Origin of the sequence: Nostoc edaphicum CCNP1411 (genome assembly GCF_014023275.1) — a bacterium.
GTDB classification, from domain to species: Bacteria; Cyanobacteriota; Cyanobacteriia; order Cyanobacteriales; family Nostocaceae; genus Nostoc; species Nostoc edaphicum_A.
The window spans coordinates 2,804,086-2,826,033 of sequence record NZ_CP054698.1; the positions used below are offsets into that span (position 1 = coordinate 2,804,086).

General features: G+C 39.5%; 18 protein-coding genes. 11 read left to right on the forward strand and 7 right to left on the reverse strand.

The window, feature by feature from the left end; genetic code table 11:
• Positions 1–158: 158 nt before the first annotated feature.
• The 3 genes from dprA (at position 159) to HUN01_RS14125 (ending at position 3,221) form a co-directional block, all read left to right on the forward strand.
• Positions 159–1,277, forward strand: coding sequence for a DNA-processing protein DprA (dprA, locus tag HUN01_RS14115; RefSeq protein WP_181931804.1), 1,119 nt, complete (start codon positions 159–161; stop codon positions 1,275–1,277).
• A gap of 183 nt (positions 1,278–1,460) precedes the next feature.
• Positions 1,461–2,567, forward strand: a complete 1,107-nt coding sequence (locus HUN01_RS14120) for a saccharopine dehydrogenase family protein (protein ID WP_181931805.1) — start codon at positions 1,461–1,463, stop codon at positions 2,565–2,567.
• Positions 2,568–2,834: 267 nt separating this feature from the next.
• Positions 2,835–3,221, forward strand: a complete 387-nt coding sequence (locus tag HUN01_RS14125) for a hypothetical protein (protein WP_181931806.1) — start codon at positions 2,835–2,837, stop codon at positions 3,219–3,221.
• Between the two features lie 87 nt (positions 3,222–3,308).
• On the opposite strand, the gene HUN01_RS14130 is transcribed toward HUN01_RS14125, so the two are convergent.
• A complete protein-coding gene (locus HUN01_RS14130) occupies positions 3,309–4,583 on the reverse strand; it encodes a cation:proton antiporter (protein ID WP_181931807.1) in 1,275 nt (424 codons plus the stop codon).
• A 453-nt stretch (positions 4,584–5,036) separates the two neighbouring features.
• Between HUN01_RS14130 and HUN01_RS14135 the strand changes: the two genes are divergently transcribed.
• Complete coding sequence (locus HUN01_RS14135; protein ID WP_069069307.1) at positions 5,037–5,306, forward strand: hypothetical protein; 270 nt, start codon at positions 5,037–5,039, stop codon at positions 5,304–5,306.
• A 158-nt stretch (positions 5,307–5,464) separates the two neighbouring features.
• Here the strand turns inward: HUN01_RS14135 and HUN01_RS14140 are convergent, their stop codons facing one another.
• Positions 5,465–6,604 carry a glycosyltransferase gene (locus HUN01_RS14140; RefSeq protein ID WP_181931808.1) on the reverse strand — a complete coding sequence of 380 codons (1,140 nt, stop codon included), beginning with the start codon at positions 6,602–6,604 and terminating at the stop codon, positions 5,465–5,467.
• 201 nt (positions 6,605–6,805) lie between these two features.
• On the reverse strand, positions 6,806–7,969 hold the full coding sequence (locus HUN01_RS14145) for a glycosyltransferase family 4 protein (protein WP_181931809.1): 1,164 nt from the start codon (positions 7,967–7,969) through the stop codon (positions 6,806–6,808).
• A 529-nt stretch (positions 7,970–8,498) separates the two neighbouring features.
• Between HUN01_RS14145 and HUN01_RS14150 the strand changes: the two genes are divergently transcribed.
• Together HUN01_RS14150 and HUN01_RS14155 are read left to right on the forward strand one after the other, a co-directional pair.
• Complete coding sequence (locus HUN01_RS14150; RefSeq protein ID WP_181931810.1) at positions 8,499–10,715, forward strand: NHL repeat-containing protein; 2,217 nt, start codon at positions 8,499–8,501, stop codon at positions 10,713–10,715.
• 146 nt (positions 10,716–10,861) lie between these two features.
• The gene (locus tag HUN01_RS14155) at positions 10,862–11,749 is read left to right on the forward strand and encodes an Rpn family recombination-promoting nuclease/putative transposase (RefSeq protein ID WP_181931811.1); all 888 of its coding nucleotides are present in this window, start codon (positions 10,862–10,864) and stop codon (positions 11,747–11,749) included.
• Here the strand turns inward: HUN01_RS14155 and HUN01_RS14160 are convergent.
• Positions 11,746–12,645, reverse strand: coding sequence for an aspartoacylase (locus HUN01_RS14160; RefSeq protein ID WP_181931812.1), 900 nt, complete (start codon positions 12,643–12,645; stop codon positions 11,746–11,748). The two genes, HUN01_RS14155 and HUN01_RS14160, sit on opposite strands and share 4 nt — an antisense overlap.
• A 215-nt stretch (positions 12,646–12,860) precedes the next feature.
• Here HUN01_RS14160 and HUN01_RS14165 point away from each other — a divergent pair, with 215 nt between their 5' ends.
• Both HUN01_RS14165 and HUN01_RS14170 read left to right on the forward strand, forming a co-directional pair.
• Positions 12,861–14,063, forward strand: coding sequence for a n-acyl-d-glucosamine 2-epimerase (locus HUN01_RS14165; protein WP_181931813.1), 1,203 nt, complete (start codon positions 12,861–12,863; stop codon positions 14,061–14,063).
• 176 nt (positions 14,064–14,239) lie between these two features.
• Positions 14,240–14,722, forward strand: coding sequence for a cupin domain-containing protein (locus HUN01_RS14170; protein WP_181931814.1), 483 nt, complete (start codon positions 14,240–14,242; stop codon positions 14,720–14,722).
• 263 nt (positions 14,723–14,985) lie between these two features.
• On the opposite strand, the gene HUN01_RS14175 is transcribed toward HUN01_RS14170, so the two are convergent.
• The 3 genes from HUN01_RS14175 to HUN01_RS14185 form a co-directional block, all read right to left on the reverse strand.
• Complete coding sequence (locus HUN01_RS14175; RefSeq protein ID WP_181931815.1) at positions 14,986–16,314, reverse strand: ATP-binding protein; 1,329 nt, start codon at positions 16,312–16,314, stop codon at positions 14,986–14,988.
• A gap of 95 nt (positions 16,315–16,409) precedes the next feature.
• Positions 16,410–17,699 (reverse strand): tellurite resistance TerB C-terminal domain-containing protein, encoded by a 1,290-nt coding sequence (locus tag HUN01_RS14180; RefSeq protein ID WP_181931816.1) that lies wholly within the window; start codon positions 17,697–17,699, stop codon positions 16,410–16,412.
• A 251-nt stretch (positions 17,700–17,950) separates the two neighbouring features.
• Entirely contained in the window at positions 17,951–19,300 is a 1,350-nt protein-coding gene (locus HUN01_RS14185; RefSeq protein WP_181931817.1) for an ATP-binding protein, read from the reverse strand.
• 87 nt (positions 19,301–19,387) lie between these two features.
• Here HUN01_RS14185 and HUN01_RS14190 point away from each other — a divergent pair, with 87 nt between their 5' ends.
• From HUN01_RS14190 to HUN01_RS14200, 3 genes are all read left to right on the forward strand, one after another.
• Positions 19,388–19,708: a TMEM14 family protein gene (locus tag HUN01_RS14190; RefSeq protein WP_181931818.1), complete on the forward strand. Its 321-nt coding sequence runs from the start codon at positions 19,388–19,390 to the stop codon at positions 19,706–19,708.
• A gap of 467 nt (positions 19,709–20,175) precedes the next feature.
• The gene (locus HUN01_RS14195) at positions 20,176–20,325 is read left to right on the forward strand and encodes a hypothetical protein (RefSeq protein WP_176727009.1); all 150 of its coding nucleotides are present in this window, start codon (positions 20,176–20,178) and stop codon (positions 20,323–20,325) included.
• Positions 20,326–20,628: 303 nt separating this feature from the next.
• On the forward strand, positions 20,629–21,870 hold the full coding sequence (locus HUN01_RS14200) for a phosphotransferase family protein (protein ID WP_181931819.1): 1,242 nt from the start codon (positions 20,629–20,631) through the stop codon (positions 21,868–21,870).
• The last annotated feature ends 78 nt before the right edge of the window (positions 21,871–21,948 follow it).

A 21,948-nucleotide genomic window follows, 5' to 3' on the forward strand; every position in this document is an offset into this window, starting at 1 on the left:
GGTGAGGTGCAGGTATGCAAATAGAATGCGACAAATAAACCATCTTGTAGAGACGCGATTCATCGCGTCTTCACCCAAGGATGTGTTGCAATTATTAATTGAATTGGTATGAGGTCAAATTTGGGAATACTTAATCCAGTAGGCGTGAGGATGGAACGGTGGTAGAAGAAGGTGCATATTGGCTAGCTTGGGCACAAATTTCTGGAATTGGCCCAGTATTATTGCGACGGCTGCAACAGCATTTTGGTACGCTGGCAACAGCTTGGAACGCTACCAAGGCACAATTGGGAGAAGTGGAAGGTTTTGGTTTGCAAACATTAGAAAAAGTAGTACAACAGCGATCGCGTTTGCAACCAGAACAACTATTCACCAAGCACCAGCAGGAAAACTCTCATTTCTGGACACCAGCAGATGCAGATTATCCCCGCTTACTGCTGGAAACTCCAAGTCCGCCGCCGATTTTGTACTATCGCGGTGAAGTCGAACTCCAAGAAAATCTCGGACAAAAACCGCTGGTTGGAATTGTTGGAACACGCCAACCCTCAGAATACGGTATCCGTTGGACTCGCCAAATTAGCACAGCTTTGGCTAAAAATGGCTTTACAGTTGTTTCTGGAATGGCAGAGGGAATTGACACAGAAAGCCACAGCGCTGCTATGAAAGCAGGCGGACGCACGATCGCAGTTTTGGGAACTGGTGTAGATGTGATCTATCCACATAAAAATCGGGATTTGTACCAGCAAATTTTGACAGCGGGGTTAGTCGTGAGTGAGTACCCGACAAAAACCCCACCCGATCGCACGCACTTTCCCCGTCGTAATAGAATTATTGCAGGTTTAAGCCGCGCCATCTTGGTCATGGAAGCGCCGTTAAAATCTGGTGCCTTAATAACAGCCACATACGCAAATGAATTTGGTAGAGATGTCTATGCGTTACCTGGAAGACTTGATGATTACCCCTCGCAAGGGTGCTTAAAGTTACTGAGTCAGGGAGCTTCTTTCATTCTTAAGGAACTAGATGAACTGTTAACAATGCTAGGAGCAATACCACAACTTGATGGAGTCGAGGTTTCCACAACACCAGAACAGTTAAGTTTGCCAACTTTATCACCAGAACTACAAAGGGTAATGGATGCGATCGCAAGTGAAGCTTTACCCTTCGATTTTATTGTCCAACAAACCAGTATGGCTGCTGGCTCAGTTTCCAGTGCTTTGTTACAGCTGGAACTTATGGGTTTCGTTTCGCAACTACCAGGAATGCGCTATCAAAAAAGTTAAGAGTTAAAAAACAACATTTTCCAAGTATCGCTCTTGAGGAAAACTTTGCGATTTACTGAATGTACGTCTTTGGTAACATCTTTGTAGCAGAAATTTCGTTAACTTGTATAAATCATACTTATAACCGATGGCAAACAGGACACAAAACTGATGAAATAAGGTTAGTCTTGCGAATTTGGAGTAATGACAGACAGCGTTTTAATTCTTGGTGGACGAGGGCGGATTGGTAGCAGTGTTGCTCAGGATCTAGCTACCCATACGCAGGCAAAAATTACAATTACTGGACGTTCTGCGGAGTTTGGAAGGGCTGTTAGCTTGTCTTCGGGAGGACAAGTACAGTTTTTGATATTGGACTTAGTAGAAGTTGACAAGCTGCGAGATGCGATCGCAAACTCTAACTTAGTCATCCATTGTGCTGGTCCATTTCACTATCGAGATACTAATGTTCTCGAAACCTGTATTGCTCAAGGCGTTAATTATCTAGATGTCAGCGATCATCGCTCCTATACCAGCAAGGCTCTCAGTTATCATGAACAAGCTGCTGCTGCTGGTGTGACAGCAATTATTAATACTGGTATTTTCCCTGGTATTTCTAATAGCATGGTACGTCAGGGAGTTGAACAATTTGATCAACCAGAAAAGATCCATTTAAGTTATTTAGTTTCTGGTTCTGGCGGTGCTGGCATTACAGTGATGCGGACAACTTTTCTAGGGTTGCAGTATCCTTTTGAGGCTTGGATAGATGGAAAATGGGAAATAGTCAAGCCTTACAGTGAAAGGGAAGTAGTTGAGTTTCCATCCCCATATAGACGTAGCGGAGTTTACTGGTTTGATATGCCAGAAACCTTTACACTGCCCCATGCTTTCCCATCAGTAAAAACTGTAATTACTAAGTTTGGCTCTGTTCCCGATTTTTACAATCATCTAACTTGGATTGCAGCACACATTTTTCCCAAGTGGTTAATGCAGCGACGTTACATGATTGAATTTCTGTCTCATGTCAGCCATTCAATGACAGATGTCACTAATAATTTTAGTGGAATTGGTGTAGCAGTTCGTTCAGAAGTTACAGGGCAAAAAAATGGTAAAACTGCTGTTTATTGTTCAACTATAGTGCATGAAAATACAGCGATGGCTTCTGGTTGCGGTACAGGTAGTATTGCCCAATTATTGCTAGAAGGCAAACTCAATAAACCAGGTGTTTTTGCTGTGGAAGAAGCACTACCAACAAATTTATTTGAAGAGGCAATGCAAAGCCGAGGCATTAAAATTAATTACAGTTGGTTATAGCTTAATACGCTCCGATTAAGAAAAATAGTAGGTTGGGTTGAGCAATAGCGAAACCCAACTTACGCAGCTTAAGGTTTTCATGCCTAACTGAACCGTATTGGTGTAAAATCCCACTAAACTAAAATAAAGGAACTATAACTAAAAATTAATATATCCTGCGGTAGAAGTAATAACTGTACTCAAACATTTAGTATGCCTGTGAGTCTTGAGTATCGAATCTATTTATACACTAAAAAGACTCATAAAATAAAATAGGAGAATTTCTCAATGCAAAAAATTGTATTAACTTTCAAACAAGCATTTTCTAGTATTTTGGTTGTTGGCTTGATGGTTTTCATCAGCTTGTCAGGTTCATTTATTGTCGGTCAGCAAGCTAGTCATGCAACTACTCTTGAAGAATTGAAGCTAATACCTCCAGACTACAAACCAAATTCTGAAGAAAAAGTTAATCGTGCTTATGAATATGACCCAGGTGTTGGCGTTCGAGAAGAAGATCGACAAAAAGCTTATGAGCAAGCAAAAAAAGATTCAACCAACCTTAATACTATTGAGAAGGCTTACGAAAGGAATTTGAAGGCTGAGAAAGAACAAAATCCTCCAGAAAGTTTTGGTGAAAAAGCGAAAGAAGTGATTGAAAAAGTGACAGGTAAATAGTTAATAAAATTAAATTGTCGGTTGTGTAATCGCCGATAGTAGGCCACATAAATGTAGGGTGTGTTATTGGCATAACACACCCTACATTTATGAAGTGGTTTTTGTTTGATTGGAAAGATTGCGCTCATACCACTGCATTAATGGAGTTGCACTAATTCCATGCACAATCACAGAGACTACAATCGTAGTATAAGTTATCCAAGCAATTTTTTCGGCAGCCTCACCTTTTAAGCCATGACCAAAGGCATAGGCGAGATAGTATAAAGAGCCAACACCGCGAATCCCAAACCATCCAAATAACAAACGAGTTCCTGGATGCATACTTCTACGGCGTGATTCTAGAGGGCTTTTACCGATTGTGCTAATCCAAACTCCTAAAGGTCTGATGATCAAAAATAATGAAATTATCACTATCAAAGATTGCACAGCATAATTGAGCATTGGTTGCAATAATAATATTGAACCCAACAGTAAAATTGTTCCAACTTCTAGCAGCTTTTCAAGTCGTTCTATAAATTCTAATTGTGCTAGCGGTTTTTCAGGATTTTTGTAACTGCGTTGAACGACTAACCCAGCTACAAATACTGCCAGAAATCCATAGCCATTAACTACTTCTGTTAATGAATAAGTTAGCAAAATTATGCTGATGGCAATAAAATCTTCCATTATTTTATCGGAAGGGAGACGCTTTTGAATTTTTTCGTCAATCCAAACTATTGGTTTAGCAACAGCAATTCCCATAATAATACCAACTGCGATCGCCCAAATTAAATCAACCGTAATCCACTGTTTAAACCAGTTACTCCAGTTATCATCTTCTAACGCATGAATGCCAAAATAAACGAAGGGAAAAGCTAAAGCATCATTTAACCCACCTTCAGAAGTTAAACCAAATCTCAATTCATCTTGGTCGCTTGTATTGGTCAGTTGTACTTCTGATGCTAAGACTGGATCTGTTGGTGCGAGAATTGCTCCTAATAAAATTGCTTCTCCCCAATTCATTCCTAAAAACAATTTACCTACACCAGCCAAAGCAAAAATTGAAATTGGCATCAGAAAGACAATCAATCGCACCGTAATATCCCAAACCTTTAACCTTAATGGGCGAACAATTTTTAAGCCGCAGCTAAATACAGAAATAATTACTACAAGTTCTGTTATTTTCTCTAGTAATTCGGCGTTGAAAGCTTCATCTTGACGTAATTGAATTAGACCTAAACTATAAGGGCCTAGAAAAATGCCAACAAGTAGGTAGATAATTGCAAAAGAAAGAGGTAAGCGAGCAATTAAACCTGACGCTAATGTGACTATCAACAAAAGTAGACCAATCACAAATAGGTCAATAATATAGATATCTACCATATAGCGATTTATATAAAAATTAGGCGTTGCTTTGTAAGCTTAGTTGCAATAGCTTTTTATTAGGAATTACCTATGGGCAGATTTTTAGGGATTGGGAATTGGCTACCAAGTTGGAGAGGATGCGCTTTGATTATTCGCCTCTGAATTCAAACACAGCCTCCAAAACAATGGGATGGGATCTAGCACGGGAATATCGCTAATGCACCCCTCTGTACTACTACTAATGGTCTATTCCCAATATGGTGTAGGGCTACTGGCAAAAATTTTGGGTTTTCGAGACGCGATTTATCTCCGTCTCTACAAGTGTTTTGGTCTATATCCCCTACTTTCTCACTCAGATATCGCCCATCTTAGTACAAATATACTATAATAGAGAGAGCGTCCACAAAGCCTAGCCAAATGCATAATGGCTCTGTGAAAACCTTCTGGAAGATGGATTCAAGGGTTAGTTCGATGATGAAGCATTATATTCTCAACCTCAATCCGACTGCCAAGCATGAATGGGATCGGTGTATTTTACGTGACCCGTTGACTGCCAAACGCCCAGACATTGCTAAACTAATTGCCGAAGCAGTTGGTGCTGATACAGGTAGTTATTTGGTGAGCGTGAATATCGAAGTTCAAGTTTTGCAGCAAGCCGCAGTACCTCAAGCCGAACAACTCTCGCTTTCATTTCCAGAGGTGAGTGTGCCGTCACAACCACAACTGCGGGAAGCGGCTTGATGCGATGCATGCGATCGCCTAGAATATCTGCATTACTAAGTTCGTAGTCAGGACTTCAGTCCTGAATTTTTAAGCACTGAAGTGCTTAGGGTGGTCAGAACCCCGACTTCTTTAAGAAGTCGGGGTTCTTAGCCCAGCAAAATTAATGCGATAGACCACTAGAATCTGTGGGACAGCAGTTGGGAAATTTGCTGATTAATAATTGCCACATCAAAACGCCCACTAGCCATAGTACGAGCATTATTGGCTATAGTTGCAGTTATTTCTGTCTCTTGAAGACAGGTGATAATTACTTGTGCAAGTTCCTGGGGTTCTCCTGGTGTCACTAGAAAACCATTAAGTCCATGTTCTACCAATTCCGTTGCACCCCCAGCTTTTGCTGCAACTACAGGTTTTCCACATAGCATCGCCTCTACAATCACTCTACCAAAGGGTTCTGGCGAAGTAGAAGTATGTGCCACCAAGTCACAAGCTGTCATTAGCTGGGGAATATCAGAACGAAATCCTAAAAATTTGACGCGGTGTTCTAATCCCAATTGGGCAACTTGTTGGTGTAACTTTTGGACGTAATCTTGTTCACCAAACAGTGCATCACCGACTAAAATTGCTGTCACTTCTGACGGGCATTTAGCAAGAGCATCAATTAAAATATGCTGCCCTTTCCAAGGTGCAAGACGGCTAAAGTGTCCGACTACAAATTTTCCTTGTAATCCTAATTGTTGCTGTAGTTGCTTAATTTCAGACTCATCAGTTTGATAAGTTTTTGGATTAAAGCCGTTATAGACAACCTCAATAATATCTGGGCGTCCTCCTGCTTGCACAAAGGCTATCTTACTAGCTTGGGAATTAGCAATTATTAATGATGCAAAACGATTAGCTAAGTTAACAGCAATGCGAAGATTAGTTTGGCTAAAATGTTCTTTGGAAAGAATATCATGTAAATGATAAACCAGAGGACGACGACTGAAAAAACTTGCTAATGCTCCTACAACTAACGCTTTTTGAGTATTGGCATAGATTAAATCGTATTCACGGGCTTTTTTGACTACCTTAGTAATCAGAGGTGCAAGTTGTCTCAAACTCTTTAATCCTTGTACCAAACTGCTTTCTTTGCGAACTTGGATTACTTGAGTAGCGATAACTTCTACTGGAATATGATTTTGCTGTAGTAAATGTTTAAATGGGCCATCTGCAAATAAACCTACTAAAGCGCGATCGCCATAAGGTTTAGCAATATCTATTAAGCATAATTCGGCACCGCCTGGTTTACCGCTTTGGTCTAGGAAAAAAATTTTCATTTAACCTCTATTTTATCTAGTTTGATCCACGTAGTGTTGCTAATATCTATTACAATCTGGCATCTGGAAAACCTCTCTCTAAATCTCTCTCCTAAAAGGAGAGAGACTTTGAATTTTCCCCTTTCCCGCGTCGGGAAGGGGGTTAGGTTTTTCGTGGATTTTTCCACATAACTTAAAAAGTCAGTTATTACCATCACTTGTTTAAGCTAATAAAATATTGCGTACTTGTTTGGCAATTTGATTCCAGTCGTAGTGTGTAGTTGCGTACTGGCGACAGGCTGATCGTGAAGGGATAGAGATATTTCCCAAAAGTGCTTGCTCTAATTTTTCAGCAATAGCTGAGGCTTCTGTTGAAGTAGTAATTAAATCTGGTGAAAATTCTGATAAAATTTCTGGCATTCCTCCAACTGGGGTACATAAAACAGGAGTACCACAGGCTAGAGACTCAACTATTACTAATCCAAATCCTTCAAAAGATTGACTAGGCATAATAGTCAATTCAGCAGCTTGGTAAGCTATAGGTAATTGCTCATCAGGTAGAAAACCTAAAAATTTAACGTTGTCATCTAGTCCTAATTCTGTAGCCTGTTGTTGTAGTGCGGTTTGAATGTGACCACGACCTGCGATCGCTAGCCAAACATCTGGTATTCTGGGCTTAATTATAGCCAGTGCTTGCAATAATTTGTCAACTCCGGTTCGATGTACTAAGCGGCGGGATGTAAATATTATCCGGCGATTAGTTGGCCAGCCTAGCTTTGTACAAGCCTCCGGGGGTGATAAATTTGGCTGAAACCAGTTAATATCAACTCCACCAGGAATAATATTAATTTTGCTCCACGGTACTTGATATTTATCATGTAGAATTTTACCAAATGCTTTGCTCAAAACTATGAAGCGATCGCAGCGATTATAAGTCTTTTGTTCTATTAGCCAGTGTTTGATCAAAAGACTGAGGTTTTTATTAACAACCTCTTGCTGACTCTCAGAAGCCCAAGGGCCATGAAAGTTAAAAGTAACTGGTACTCCCTTTGGCAAAATATCTAAAATAGGAAAGCTATATAATGCAAAGTGCAAATTAATAGCATCTGGTTTGCTTATTCTTGTTTTCTGAAAATTACTGCGAATTGACCATAATCTTTGCCAAATAGGACTATCAACAGAAGCTAAGTTAGTCAGCTTAATTGGCGAATTTATTTCATCCTCTGGTAAACCGACCCCACATAATTCAACCTGGTCTTTATTTGCTGCTAATTTATGAGTTAGTTCATAAATATACCTTTCTAATCCTCCAGGACTTTTGGGAAACCAGCCTAATCCAAGGGTAAGAATAGATGCCGAACCCAAATCCTCTTTCTTATTTTCCATTAATCTGTATCCTATAATTCTTGAGCATTTTTGAATAACAATATGAAAACTTTACACTTTCGATGCAGAGAGAAAAATTGATATGTTTCTCTACAGTAGTTTTTATCAAAATCTAAATCACAATAACTTCCAAATCCACATTACCAATAATATTTTTTATAGAACACCAATTTATAAACTATTTATATCCCAACGTCAACAAGGAATTAAAGCCTGTATTTTTATTAACTAGAGAATACCGACTACAACATATATGATACCTGGAAGTCAAGGAAGGTCAGAGGTATATAGGGAAAGGAAAAACCACTTAGAATAAATTAATATCAAATAATTTTGTATTAATGTTTACCATTTTTACTTGTAAAGAAGTAAAAAATAATACGAAGAATAAATATTAATGATTAATTCAAAACTTTTAGATGCGATATCCTTACATAATCTATATCTTACCCAGTTAAAAATAGTTATATTTTTGTACGGATTTTATAAATACTGATTGTATATAAATAATTAAAAGCTGAAAAAATATATGATAAATAAATTACTGACGAAGTTAGAAAAACTCCGTCGCAAGCTCAATCAGCACATCAAAAAATTATCTAAACCTAGATATTTACAAAGAAGTAAAACTTTTAATTTTTTACTCAGCCTGACTGTTGGAGTCATTGTTACTACCATTGGTATTACAACAGATTGGGCAACAACCGGAACACCCACGCTTACCTATAAAACATCGTGGATAGGTAATACTATTGGCAGTGGAAATCTGCGGATACAAAACAATATTGAGGGCATGTATGTTACTCCTGATGGCACAGTTTATACCAACAGCCATTGGGATGAAGCAGGAACAGAAGCAGGAATCTATAAAGATGGTAAAGTTATTGGTGCTCTTGGGGATACTCACGGCTGGAGTCGTGGTGGTGGCAAAGCTGTAACAGCAAATAGTAAATATATTTACATTGCCATGACTCAAGGTTCGAGGGGCAATACAAAAGAAGATTACCCACCAGAAGGAACAACTTGGTATTCCGTTAGGCGTTATGACTTGACAGGAAAACCTGCGCCGTTTCCGAATGGGCGTGGTTGGGATAAAAGTATGTTGATTACCAGTACTAAAAGTGAAGTTACTGGATTAGCAACTTTGGGAAGCGAGTTGTATGTGAGTGATTTTGCTGCTAACCGGATTCGTGTTTATGATACTGATACGATGAAGGAACTCCGCAGCTTTACCGTTGCGAATCCCGGAGCAATAACTATTGATCCACAAAAAAATCTGTGGATTATTCAAAGTAAAAATGGTGGTAAGCCTGCGAAAATTTTACATTATTCCCAGAGTGGAAAGCAATTACCCCAAGAGATTGCAGATATCATTGAACCATCTGCGATCGCAATTAATCATCAAGGTAAGCTGTTAGTGGCAGAAAATGGGCCGCGTCAGCAGATGTTGATTTATGACATCAAAGATCAGCCAGTACAAACAGGTAGTTTCGGCTGTAAAGGCGGTATCTATGCAGGAGTTGCTGGTGAAGTTCGAGATTTGAAACTTTATGGACTTACCGGAGTCGGTGTAGATGCTTCCGGTAATATCTATATAAATAGTAATGGTTTCAACAAATCAGGAACAGATTTGCGGAAATTTTCGCCATCAGGAAAACTCATGTGGCGATCGCTAGGATTGATATTCGTCGATAATGCAGATGCCGATCCTAAAACTGATGGTGTAGATGTATTCACCAAACAAGAACACTATCTGATGGATTACAGTAAGGCTGCTGGTAAGCAATGGACTTACAAAGCCTACACTTTAAATGCTTTCAAATATCCTCAAGATCCACGTCTGCATACATCGCCAGATGGAACCTTTGTTCGCCGCATCCAAGGGAAGCCGTTTTTGTTTCTCACAGATATGTATAACAGCTTTCTGCAAATATATCGTTTTAACCCAGACACAGATGGCAAAGTAGCCATCCCAGCCGGAATGTTTGTTGGTACAAATAGCGCCGATAAACCATTTATCAAGGGAAATTGGCCACCGCATCAACCAGAAAAAGGGGAATGGATCTGGCGCGATCGCAACGGAAATGGCAAATTTGAAAAGGACGAATATGATACCAGCAAAGATTATCCCTATATCGGCGGCTGGTGGGTAGACAGCAAAGGAGATGTTTGGAAAGCTTTGCGAACCGAAGATGGCATTCGACACTATCCTTTACAGGGAATAGATCCTAAAGGCAACCCCATCTATAGCTATAGTTCGATAGAAAAGCAAACTACTCCCAACATATTTAACGACTTGCGGCGAATCGAATATTTCCCCGAAACAGATAGTATGTATTTGTCAGGCTTTACAGTAGATCACCCTGCATTCGGTGACGATGCTGGAGTTGCTGGATCTGAGATTGCCCGTTTTGACAACTGGAGTAAAGGAAATCGTACTCCCAAGTGGCGAATTGTGATTCCCTACGACACCACTGGCCAACGCGAAGTATCTACGGCGGCTATGAGTGTGGCGGGAGACTATGTATTTGCCGTGACAGTCAAAACCGCAGAGGTATATGTCTACAATGCCAAGACGGGAGTGCAAGTACAACTGTTAAAACCAGGCCCAGAAGTTGGCAGCGAAAGTGGCTGGATTGATATACCATACGGTATCCGGGCTTTTCGTCGTTCAAATGGTGAGTATTTAGTATTTGTGGAAGAAAATTGGAAAGGAAAAGTGATTATGTATCGGCTGGCGGGGTGAGTATTTACAGCAATTACCTGTAAGCTTAACCAAGCCACAGATCCCCGACTTCTAAAAGAAGTCGGGGATCTTGTTTATTCAGGATTGCTATATGTACAAGAATATGTGATTAAATGTATCGCAGATTTAATCAGATAAAATGCTCCATGCGTCGAGACTCAATTTTTTACAAACTGTTTCAACAATCCCCCACTCTCTTATTTGAACTCTTGACAAATCCACCAACAAATGCAGATGCTTATCGATTTGATTCGGTAGCTGTCAAGGAACCCAAATTTGAAATTGATGGGGTATTTCTCCTACCAGAAAGCGAGACTCCTGGAGTTGTATATTTTTGTGAAGTACAGTTTCAAAAGGATGAACAGCTTTATGAAAGAGTATTTGCTGAATCTTCACTATATTTCTACCGCAACCGCACCAGATTTAACGACTGGCAAGCAGTTGTAATTTATCCATCTCGCAATACCGAACAAAGTAACATTTATCCTCATCGAGGATTGCTCAATAGTAACCAAGTGCATCGGGTGTATTTGGATGAATTGGGGGATATTCGCCAATTACCTTTATGGGTAGCACTGATGGTACTAACTACGATAGAGGAAGAAGAAGCACCTGAAGAAGCAAGGTATTTGTTAACAAGAACTGATCAAGAAGTACCATTAGCAGAGGGTCGCGTCATAATAGAAATAGTGACGACAATAATGATGTACAGATTTGAACAATTGAGCCAAGCGGAGGTAGAGTCTATGCTAGGAATAACACTACAGCAAACGAGAGTTTATCGAGAAATCAAGGAAGAAGGACGAGAAGAAGGACGAGAAGAAGGACGAGAAGAAGGGCGAGAAGAAGGACGAGAAGCGATGGCTAATGCTATTTCCCGACAATTAACTAAGCGGCTTGGAAAACTGTCTGAGGAAATGCGATCCTCCATTTCTGGTTTATCTTTGCCTGTTCTCGTAGATTTGAGCGAGGCATTGCTTGATTTTACTACTTTGGCTGATTTGCAATCTTGGTTAGAAGGGCGAACAAATTAAACTACCTCTTGATGTTTTTGGCTTAGATACATCGCAATTCCTTTCTCGTAGTAAGCTGCTTCATTAATAAAAACAGGATAAACAGTAGACGCTCCCTCATAGAAAATATCTTTTCCTGCAAAAGTCAGAAACATTGGATCGCCTGGATGCAGAGGTTCATAATCCCGAAACTGAAGCTGGGGATGAATCATGGCTTGAATCTCTCCATGTAGGTGCAGCCCGTCGTAGGCATCGCTTCTAGGATAATCGATCGTCTCAATGTATTGATAGAATGTAATCGTACTATTTGACTGCGGAATATTACCTTGGTTGCAACCTTCAAAATAGTCTAAAATTGCATACATAAGTTGCTCTGTTTGCTGAAATAATTCGGCGTTTAAGATATTTTGAGCTACAGCACCAACTTCTATCACAAAACCCAATTCGCACAAAGAACGGAGAAAACCACCTTCTCTAGATTGTTGATTAATAAAAATCTTTACCATCGGATTTATCGAAGTCAAATAAGCGCCTAACCGAAGTAAGAAAGGGTGCATATCACAAAAAATCAGACTTAAACCCATGTTGGCAGTTGTGCTGTGCAAATCAATAATTACATCCACAAAAGGCAGATTTTGCGGTTGCAATATCTGTTGAATTTCTTTTGCCCGCGTATCTTCGTAACTTGAGAGTTGGGTATTTTGTAAGCTTTGATTAGTGAAGCAACGATTTAAATCTTTCTCAATGTATCGCTTGCCTTCTTCAATAGCTTTGAGATTGCCAAGTAATGCCAGAGTTTCAAAACTTCCTCTGTTAATTAAATTAGGATACTGCTGAAACTTTTTGACTAGATATACTCCTGTTAACTCATTACCGTGGTTTCCTCCAACGATCGCAACTCGTTCAATCTGACTCATAACAACCTCATATCTAAAAAACTTGTAGAGCTGATACTATAATGCTTACCCTACGGTTATTGAGAATGGCGCAAGATAGAAGTATAGCTTCTGCTGGCTAAATCTTGTAAGAGACTGAGGCGATATCTACGACGGGCTACGCCTACGCTTCATGTTTGAGCCAAAATGTGATAACTGTTAAGCTGTTGGTTTTGGCACAAAAGAGGAGGAAATTTATGGAGAAGGACTTTCAAGCGATGCCTCCAGCTGGCTACGCCTACGCTGAACTTTACAAAAACGCTCTCCTCAACGACGTACTCCCATTTTGGGAAAAATATTCTCTCGATTGGCAGCAAGGCGGCTATTTCACCTGCCTCGATCGCGAAGGCAAAATTTATGATACAGACAAATTCATCTGGCTGCAAAACCGCCAGGTGTGGACTTTTTCTATGCTTTGCAACCAGCTAGAAAAACGCGAAAACTGGCTAAAAATTGCCAGCAACGGCGCTAATTTTCTCGCCCAACATGGCAGAGATAGTGATGGTAACTGGTACTTTGCCCTCACTTGTGAAGGAAAACCACTGGTTCAACCTTATAATATCTTTTCTGACTGCTTTGCAGCGATGGCATTTAGTCAATATGCACTTGCTGGCGGCGAAGAATGGGCAAAGGATGTGGCGATGCAAGCATATAACAACGTATTACGCCGCAAAGATAACCCGAAAGGCAAATATAATAAAACTTATCCTGACACACGCCCTATGAAATCATTGGCTGTACCGATGATTTTAGCCAACCTGACTCTAGAAATGGAATGGTTGCTGCCAAAGGAAACACTAGAAAATGTCCTGGCTGAGACTGTCCACGAAGTGATGACCGATTTTCTCGACTCAAAACGGGGACTAATGTACGAAAACGTTGCCCCTGATGGTTCCCACATAGATTGTTTTGAGGGAAGGCTGATTAATCCAGGTCACGGTATCGAAGCTATGTGGTTTATCATGGACATTGCGCGTCGGAAAAACGATACCAAAACTATTAACCAAGCCGTGGATGTGGTGCTAAATATCCTGAATTTTGCTTGGGATAGCGAGTACGGCGGATTGTATTACTTTATGGATGCAGACGGTCATCCTCCACAACAACTGGAATGGGATCAAAAGCTGTGGTGGGTTCATCTAGAGTCATTGGTTGCATTAGCAATGGGCTATCGCCTGACCGGGCGTGAGGTGTGTTGGGAATGGTATCAAAAAATGCACGATTACACCTGGTCACACTTTGCCGATGCAGAATACGGTGAATGGTTTGGCTATCTCAATCGGCGTGGGGAAGTATTGTTGAACCTCAAAGGCGGCAAATGGAAAGGATGTTTTCACGTACCGCGTGCATTGTACCTTTGTTGGCAGCAATTTGAGGCGATCGCAACTGGTTTGCAATAGATTTCTTACAAAAATTCATAGCTTTAACGTTACTTATGAATATTTAAGTTGTTGCGATGCCTGCGGCGGTAAACAACGCAGTCAGTTTAATCTCAACCAGAGTACCATCTGCACGGTTTAACTCATCCCAAATTATGATTTGATTAAAGGTATTACCCAAATAAAAAACTTTTAATATGAGAAAACTGTCGCTGATTTTCCCCTTAGCTATTCTAGCTTTTGGCAGTGTAGTTGTTAATAACCAAGAAACGTTCTCACCCAATACTTACACTCAATCTGTTACCCGTGAAGTTTTAGCGAGTGGTTATCCTACTCAAGATAAAAAGCAGATTCTTGAGCTTGTACGCTATACCATCGCACCAAGGGCAAAACTCCCTACTCATACTCATCCGGGAATGCAGATTGAACGAGTAGAGGCGGGAACTTTAACTTATGCTGTTGTGGAAGGAGAAGCTAAAGTAACGAAAGCTAACGGCACAGAATTCATTCTTCAAAAAGGGAAAACTATACAGCTTACAGTGGGAGATGCTTTAGGTGAATCTGCCGGAATGGTTCATTATGGAGAAAACCAAACAAACAAACCGATTATTCTGTTGTCTGCTTCTCTATTTAATGCTAATCAACCAAAAGCTATTTTAACCAATCCTGAAAACAGATGAATTTGATGAGAAATTTCGACTTTTTTTAAAGCTTTACTCATTAGTATTTGAAATGGCATCACACAGATGACGATATTAGTCGCTAGAGTTATCAGCAAAGTAGTATCGAGTTTCCAGAGTTTAATCGTGTTAACCCTCTCAAGTTAAATGTGGAAGAACTTACCAACTTTGCAAAGTGTCACCCAAAACTAAAGATTTAAATAATATTCTCAAGAAAGTTTTTCAATCTGCTTGTTCTTTTGGCTTAGTGTCTTCATTATTAATTACAGACTAAATTCGGCTGCACCATCCTCATCCACATCTGCATCTTTACCCATAGCAGTAGGTTTAAATTTAGAGCCGTGAATTAATTCACCAAACACAATCCCTGGATTTTGGTGAAGAATATTCAGCACACTCATAAAATCTCGCACAATTTCCCCTGGTGTCATTAATGCTTCTGCACCCAAGCGATTAATAATTTCTTGCACAAACTCTTTCAACTCACGATTTGTCAAAGTCTGTTCATAGCCAAAATTGAGTGCATGAATCTCAGCTAAACGTTGCAGAAGCGTCAAGATTTCTCCTTCACTTAACGGATTTAGCCGAATCACTGGCCCTAAATGTTCTTGAACATTAGCTTGTGTTACGAAACGACTTTCTTTTGTGCGTCTTTGCCAAGCTTGGTCTGCAAAAAGTCCCCGTTTGGGGTCTTCTAAAAACTTAGTTGTTCCACCAACAACAATACCCAGATGTTCTGCTTTACATTGCATGGTATCGTTAAACATTGCGAGGAGTCGATTATAGTTCTTTTCCCGTGTGACTGTAGTAGATATTTGATATATGTGTACAGCTTCATCAACTAAAATTAACAGTCCTTTATAGCCAATCTCAGCGACAAACTTTGCAAACAGTTTTATATAGTCATACCAACTATCATCATCAATAATGACCCGCACTCCTAAAGCTGCTTTCGCCTCAACTTTAGTAGTAAATTCTCCCCGCAACCAGCGCATCGCTGCATTTTTTAAATTATCATCATCCATTCGATAGCCACGCCAATAAGCGATAATCACGCTACCAAAATCAAAACCGTGAACTAAATCTTCAATATACTGAACTACTTCCCTAATTTTCGATTCAACTTGGTCATCAAAACCATCGTCATTTGGACGCATTTCAGTTTCTTTAACCACTTCTTGTTGAATTTTATTAATCCATCCTTCTAAAATCGAGACTAAAGCACCACCATCAGGACGAGTTTTTGTAGCTAGGTGGCTCATTAATTCTCGATAGGTAGCTACACCTTCATTGTTGCTTCCAGCTAATCGGCGTTCAGGGGATAAATCAGCATCAGCTACTACAAAACCTTGCTCCATCGCTCGGTTACGAATTAGTTGTAGTAAAAAACTTTTCCCAGAACCGTAGTTACCAATTATGAAGCGAAATGCTGCGACACCTTCTGCAATATCATCAAGATTTTGTAATAGGCTTTTTAGTTCTTTTTCTCGACCTACTGCTATATATTCAACTCCCACTCTTGGTACTACCCCCGCACCAAGGGAATTGATTAAAGCAGTGGAGATTTTTTTCGAGATTTTGAGCTTTGCCATGTCTTAAATTTCACTTTATTCTAAACGCAGAAGCACGCAGTAGATAGATAAGATACATATTCACCTTATACTAATCTGACGACGGCAATAATAATTTAATTTGACGAAGCATGTCTAGCCATGAGACTTTCATGCATTGCAATCATTTTTTTGACATGGATAATATTCTCAGGATAAACCTCTAGACTTTCCGAATCTGTGTTAATTATTAATTCACCAATAGTATCATTTGCTCGTTCATTTATAGAATCGATTAAGAGATTTGGCATAGTGATGTTTGCTTCGGCAATTTTTTTAATAGCAGCATTGGGATTATCTTGATCGACTATAGCTTTTAATACTTGTAGTTCGTATCCTGGGAGATTTTCTAAAAAATTAGTCCATTCTTCAGGTATATTCTCTGATGTATCAACATCCGAATTTTCTATGATTGCTGAAGTTTCCATTATTTCAGAAAAAGGAAACAATTCAGTATCTTCTTCTTGGGAATTATCCGCCAAAGGTTCTGGATTGAAGGTTTCTAGTTGTTGGAGTAATTCCCATACTTGATTTTGCAATGAATCTCGTTCTTCTTGCAATAATGAAATTTGCCCTTGCAACTGCTGTAATTCAGTTTTTTGTTCTGCTATTAGGGTCTGTGAAGAGTTCAGGATAACTTGGATATTTTCTCTTTCGGTTTTTGTCGCTATCAGCAATTGATTTTTTTGGGTTGTCTCAACTTCTAGCTCTTGAATTGCAATTCGTAGTTCGTATAGTTTTTCTTCTAATTGGGGTTTTAGTCTGCCTAAAAGAGTTAAATTGCTTTCAACTTCTTGTTTCTCCTGTTGGAGTTGGGAAATTTGACTTTGTAACTGGGCGATTTCAGCGCGAGATACATTACAATTTGACTCTAGACGGCGCTTCTCAGCTGTGAGTACAGAAAAAGCATTGTTCAATTCTGTTTGATTGTTCTGCAAATTATTAATTTCAGTTTGCAGGCTACTAATTTCGGTTTCTAACTGCTTTTTTTGTCCTGCAAATGTTCTTAATTCTCGATGTAGACTATCCCTTTGGTTGCGGCTTTCTATAACTTGATTTTGCAGTTGTTGTGATTCAGCGTACAATAAATTATGATGTTCTTCGATTTGATTGACTTCCCTGACAATACGAGCCTTTAATCCCTCCATATCTTTAATTCGCTTGCGGAGAGAACCTAAGACAAACATTTCATAATTTCTGCGTCGCTTATCTATGAATAATGCTGTAGTATAGATAGTAGCGGCAGTAATTACACCTGTGAGAAAAGCTTTATTAAAATCCCAGCTTGGGACAAGGCTAAGACCAAAACTCACACTAAAGGCAACTATCACTAGTATAAATCGATTGCTGATCATTACTGATTGCATATTGCTGTTTTTTAACGTAGTTAAATTATCAGAATAAGTAGCTCTCATACTAATTCGTAATTAAAAAAATGCATCCAGATTAAATACTTAACAAAAATGCTTTTTAATCTGTTTTTCTGTTTTGTGAAATAAGAAATAATTTCAAAATTTGGTAACATAGTCGTTCTGAAATCTGTAGTTCTAGTTACTATTACATAACATTGTTGTGTAAATAATAAAAAAGTGCAATCATTAATAAAATAATTTTAATACTAGGTGTTGGATGTATTGTTATTTGCATTAAAAAGTTTTAAATCTGCTTTTAAAAAATCAACAAACTGCCGTGCTGTCCGTCCAGAACGACCATTATGGCGAGTTGCCCATTGTAATGCTTGAAATTCCAAATCTTCTTGGGTAATATCAATTTCAGCTTGTGCGGCTAGATGTTGTACAATTTTTAAATAAGTTTTCTGATTGGCTGGTTCAAAGGTCAAGGTTAAACCAAAGCGATCGCTAAACGAAAGCTTCTCCTGCATCGTATCCCAAGCATGGATTTCCTCGTTATCCTTGGGTGCAGGTCTATCCACAAAAAACTCCCGAATCAAATGACGGCGATTAGAAGTAGCGTACACCACTACATTTTGAGGCCGCGCGGTTAAATTACCTTCTAAAACTACCTTGAGTGCTTTAAAAGCATCATCATCTTCTTCAAATGAAAGGTCATCGACAAAGATAATAAATTTTTGTGACACGCCCCGTAAATGTTCCACAATTTCTGGTAGTTCTTTTAAGTCAGATTTTGCTACTTCCAACAAGCGAAGACTGCGATTGCTATATTCATTCAACAAAGATTTCACCAAAGAAGATTTGCCAGAACCGCGACTACCGTAAAGTAATACGTGCAGTGCCATCTCTCCTGATAATAAAAACTCTGTATTTTTCAGCAAAGCATCTTTTTGAGACTCGTAACCGACAAGCGCACTCAGTTTAACCGGGTCAGAATAACGAATACCAATAAACTGGCCAGCTTGCCAGCGTAAAGCGCGATATTCTGCAAATAAACCAGAGCCACATTGCCGATAATAAGCTGCTAACTCTTCTACAGCATCAGCCCAATTATCTAACTCTTGTAGATATTTAGCGAACTTTGTCTCTACTCCTACAAATTCTTGCTCTTTATACCACACTACTGGTGAAATCGGCATCTGAGTAACGCCTTGTACCCACTCACTCAAAGAAGCGCTACTACATTCGTAGAGACTTTGCAATATTTGTAAATCATGCTGAACTGCTGCTACTAAAGCTGGGGGTAAATCTTCAAATTCTCGCACTCCAGCCAGCCTTGTAAAAGGATTCTCACAGAAGAGAAGTTGAGTAATTAAATAATCTTCCCAGTTTTGATTTCTAGCGGCTAAAGCGTGAAAGTAAGTTCCGTAAGCTTGGAGACAACCTCGTGCATCGACGTTAGTGTAACGTATAGATTGCAATAGTTCCAGAAATGCCACCCCCACTTCGCCTTGCAGAACAGATTGGTGCAGTAAAAGTGAGGCTGCTTGGCGCTGGAGATATTGAACCTTTGTATATGAGGAAGTACTTGCCATTGGCATCGCTTGATTATCCATCAATCAACTGTGTGGTATAGCTAAATAGCTATGGTAAATTGTCTGCTGACCCTGGCAGTAAAGTCAAAGTCTATAGATGTTTTAACAATGAATTTAAGTATAGTTGCTGCTTTTGCCTACGGCATATTATCGATTATTGGTGGCATTATTGGATACATTCAAGCTACTAGTAAAGTTTCACTCCTAAGTGGCAGCATTAGTGGTTTATTACTGATATTTGCCGCTTACTTTCAACTCCAAGGGCAAGCCTGGGGTTCAATTTTAGCAGTATTGGTTACTGCCGTTTTAGTAGTATTCTTTGCATTTAGACTTGCAAAAACACGTAAGTTTATGCCTGCGGGATTAATGACGATTTTGGGTATGCTGGCATTGGCGGTGATGGTGCATCAAATTGTGGCTTTAAGGTAGCATCAGTCTCTAAGTAATAACCACCCTCCTGTTTTTTTGACATGGCATGACTTTCTTTGCCTTGAATTATACTAGTACATTTATATTACTATGACTTGTTACCCTTGCCTGATAACTTCCAGCATTCTCGAAGAAAATCAACAAGAATACCATCCCAACAAAAAGAGTGGCTGAGAATAGCCGTCTACCGATTTATTCATTAGTCATTGACAAAAGTGCAGTTCCATAAGATGCGCTCATGTAGCCTTTGTTTGCGATCGCTCATAGTCATCTACAATTTGTAGGTCACACAAATAACGTCATAACAAGGATTTCAGGCACAAATTCTCAAATTTAAATAAAAAAATAATTACTAACCGCCCAAAAAGTCCGGTTTTTTTGGCTTGGTGATGATAAATAAAAGTAATAGCGTTGAATGCCATGCTTTGTCCTGCGAAGGATTACTGAAATTCTTCGCTGCTTTTAGAATGGCTACTGAACATCAAACAACATCTGTTGCCAATCAGTTTTTTGCTGGGGATGCTTCTCCGCCACAAAAAGGGGATGGAGCTACATCAAACGGCTCTACCACAAAACTTACTCTAGAGTGTCTAAGTAACTATGCTGATAAAGTGTAAAGATGTCACTGGATTTGGGAGCAAATTTTAAAGCAATTATAAAGGAGTTGGTGCCATTTTGGCAGGTTTTTATCCAAAAGATGGGATATTAGTAGATTGTACAAATCTTTATTGTTATTCACACATTAGTGCAGCTTGGCATAAATAACTATCCAGTTGAAAAAGGCTAAAAATAGGTGAAATCACCAGTATTCCTTCTGCCCCCTGCCTTCTTGCACTAGTTCCTATCTACGGAAAGCTGCTAAAACCAAGCAAATTTGACAGAGATAAGTTTAAGTAATTTAATGAAGTAGGAAATAATACATGGTATTATCACTGTCTTCTCATAACGTTATCCAGTATCTGCAAGACGCGGGTCTGTGTAGCTCAGAAGATAACCCATCAGACAAATCTGAGTTGCCAGGAAATAGTAAGAGCAATTTCAATTTAGTAGTGACTTTAGCAGATAATCGTAAACTGCTAATTAAACAAGAACGTAACGTTAACAACAATGACGCCGCGCCTCATGAATTGTTTCAGGAGTGGCTATTTCACCAACTCCTCCAACAGTTTCCAGTTCTAGGTAATACTTCAGCGATCGCACCATTGGTGGTGCATTTTGACGAAGAAAATTCTATTCTTGTCTGCAATTATCTGAGTGAGTATCTAGAACTTGCGAAATTGTACCACAACAATGAGATTTTTCCACAAGAAATTGCTTCAGCTATCGGCACGACTTTGGCGGGACTGCATCGCGCCACCTACAACCGCCGAGAATATAAGGATTTTATGGCAACTGCTCCCCAAGGAGAGTTTCGCTATGGCTTTTACAATCCAGCCCAAGGGGTAGGGTCAATTGGGCCGGAGATTTTTGGGGCTATTCCCACGGATGCACTAAAATTCTATGTTCTCTATCAACAGTACGAGAGTTTAGAATCTGCGATCGCAGATTTGGCTTATGACTGGAATCCTTGCTGCTTGACTCACAACGACCTGAAATTGAGCAACATTTTGGTTCATTCCAGATGGGAGCAACTAGACAATTGTCTAGTACGACTAATTGACTGGGAAGCTTGTTCTTGGGGAGACCCAGCTTTTGATTTAGGAACTTTACTGGCAAGCTACTTAGGAATTTGGCTCAACAGCCTCGTAGTAGACCCCACCATTGAGTTAGAAGAATCTCTACATTTGGCGTTAACACCGTTAGAGATTTTACAACCTTCACTTATTGCCTTGATTAGGGCTTATGTGAATGCTTTCCCCATGATTTTGGAATACCGCAGTGACTTTATTTTGCGCGTTATCCAGTTTGCGGGACTGGCACTGATTCATCAAATTCAAGATATGATTACGTGCCGGAAATACTTTAATAATGCTGATATTTGTATGCTCCAAGTAGCTAAAAGTCTACTCACGATGCCGGAGCAAGCTGTACTGACAATTTTCGGGATATCAGAGTCGGAAATCCTGAATCCTGTAGCAAAGATTCATAAATTTCCTCAGCCTGTAAAAGAACAGCAATTACTTCGCATTTATTACGAAAAAACTCGGCTGCGTGGTTGTTAGCAATAGGTAGCAGAACAATTTCAAAAGAACACCCAATTCTGAATTCTGTATTCTGACTCCTGAATTCTATTTTGTTAA

Coding starts and splice junctions, on each gene's coding strand:
- HUN01_RS14140 (WP_181931808.1), bottom strand. CDS start 6,604: ATGAAAATTTTTTTCCTAGACCAAAGCGGTAAACCAGGCGGTGCCGAA.
- HUN01_RS14150 (WP_181931810.1), top strand. CDS start 8,499: ATGATAAATAAATTACTGACGAAGTTAGAAAAACTCCGTCGCAAGCTC.
- HUN01_RS14190 (WP_181931818.1), top strand. CDS start 19,388: ATGAATTTAAGTATAGTTGCTGCTTTTGCCTACGGCATATTATCGATT.
- HUN01_RS14135 (WP_069069307.1), top strand. CDS start 5,037: ATGATGAAGCATTATATTCTCAACCTCAATCCGACTGCCAAGCATGAA.
- HUN01_RS14155 (WP_181931811.1), top strand. CDS start 10,862: ATGCGTCGAGACTCAATTTTTTACAAACTGTTTCAACAATCCCCCACT.
- HUN01_RS14185 (WP_181931817.1), bottom strand. CDS start 19,300: ATGGATAATCAAGCGATGCCAATGGCAAGTACTTCCTCATATACAAAG.
- HUN01_RS14180 (WP_181931816.1), bottom strand. CDS start 17,699: ATGCAATCAGTAATGATCAGCAATCGATTTATACTAGTGATAGTTGCC.
- HUN01_RS14165 (WP_181931813.1), top strand. CDS start 12,861: ATGGAGAAGGACTTTCAAGCGATGCCTCCAGCTGGCTACGCCTACGCT.
- HUN01_RS14175 (WP_181931815.1), bottom strand. CDS start 16,314: ATGGCAAAGCTCAAAATCTCGAAAAAAATCTCCACTGCTTTAATCAAT.
- HUN01_RS14160 (WP_181931812.1), bottom strand. CDS start 12,645: ATGAGTCAGATTGAACGAGTTGCGATCGTTGGAGGAAACCACGGTAAT.
- HUN01_RS14170 (WP_181931814.1), top strand. CDS start 14,240: ATGAGAAAACTGTCGCTGATTTTCCCCTTAGCTATTCTAGCTTTTGGC.
- HUN01_RS14200 (WP_181931819.1), top strand. CDS start 20,629: ATGGTATTATCACTGTCTTCTCATAACGTTATCCAGTATCTGCAAGAC.
- HUN01_RS14195 (WP_176727009.1), top strand. CDS start 20,176: ATGGCTACTGAACATCAAACAACATCTGTTGCCAATCAGTTTTTTGCT.
- HUN01_RS14120 (WP_181931805.1), top strand. CDS start 1,461: ATGACAGACAGCGTTTTAATTCTTGGTGGACGAGGGCGGATTGGTAGC.
- HUN01_RS14125 (WP_181931806.1), top strand. CDS start 2,835: ATGCAAAAAATTGTATTAACTTTCAAACAAGCATTTTCTAGTATTTTG.
- HUN01_RS14145 (WP_181931809.1), bottom strand. CDS start 7,969: ATGGAAAATAAGAAAGAGGATTTGGGTTCGGCATCTATTCTTACCCTT.
- HUN01_RS14130 (WP_181931807.1), bottom strand. CDS start 4,583: ATGGTAGATATCTATATTATTGACCTATTTGTGATTGGTCTACTTTTG.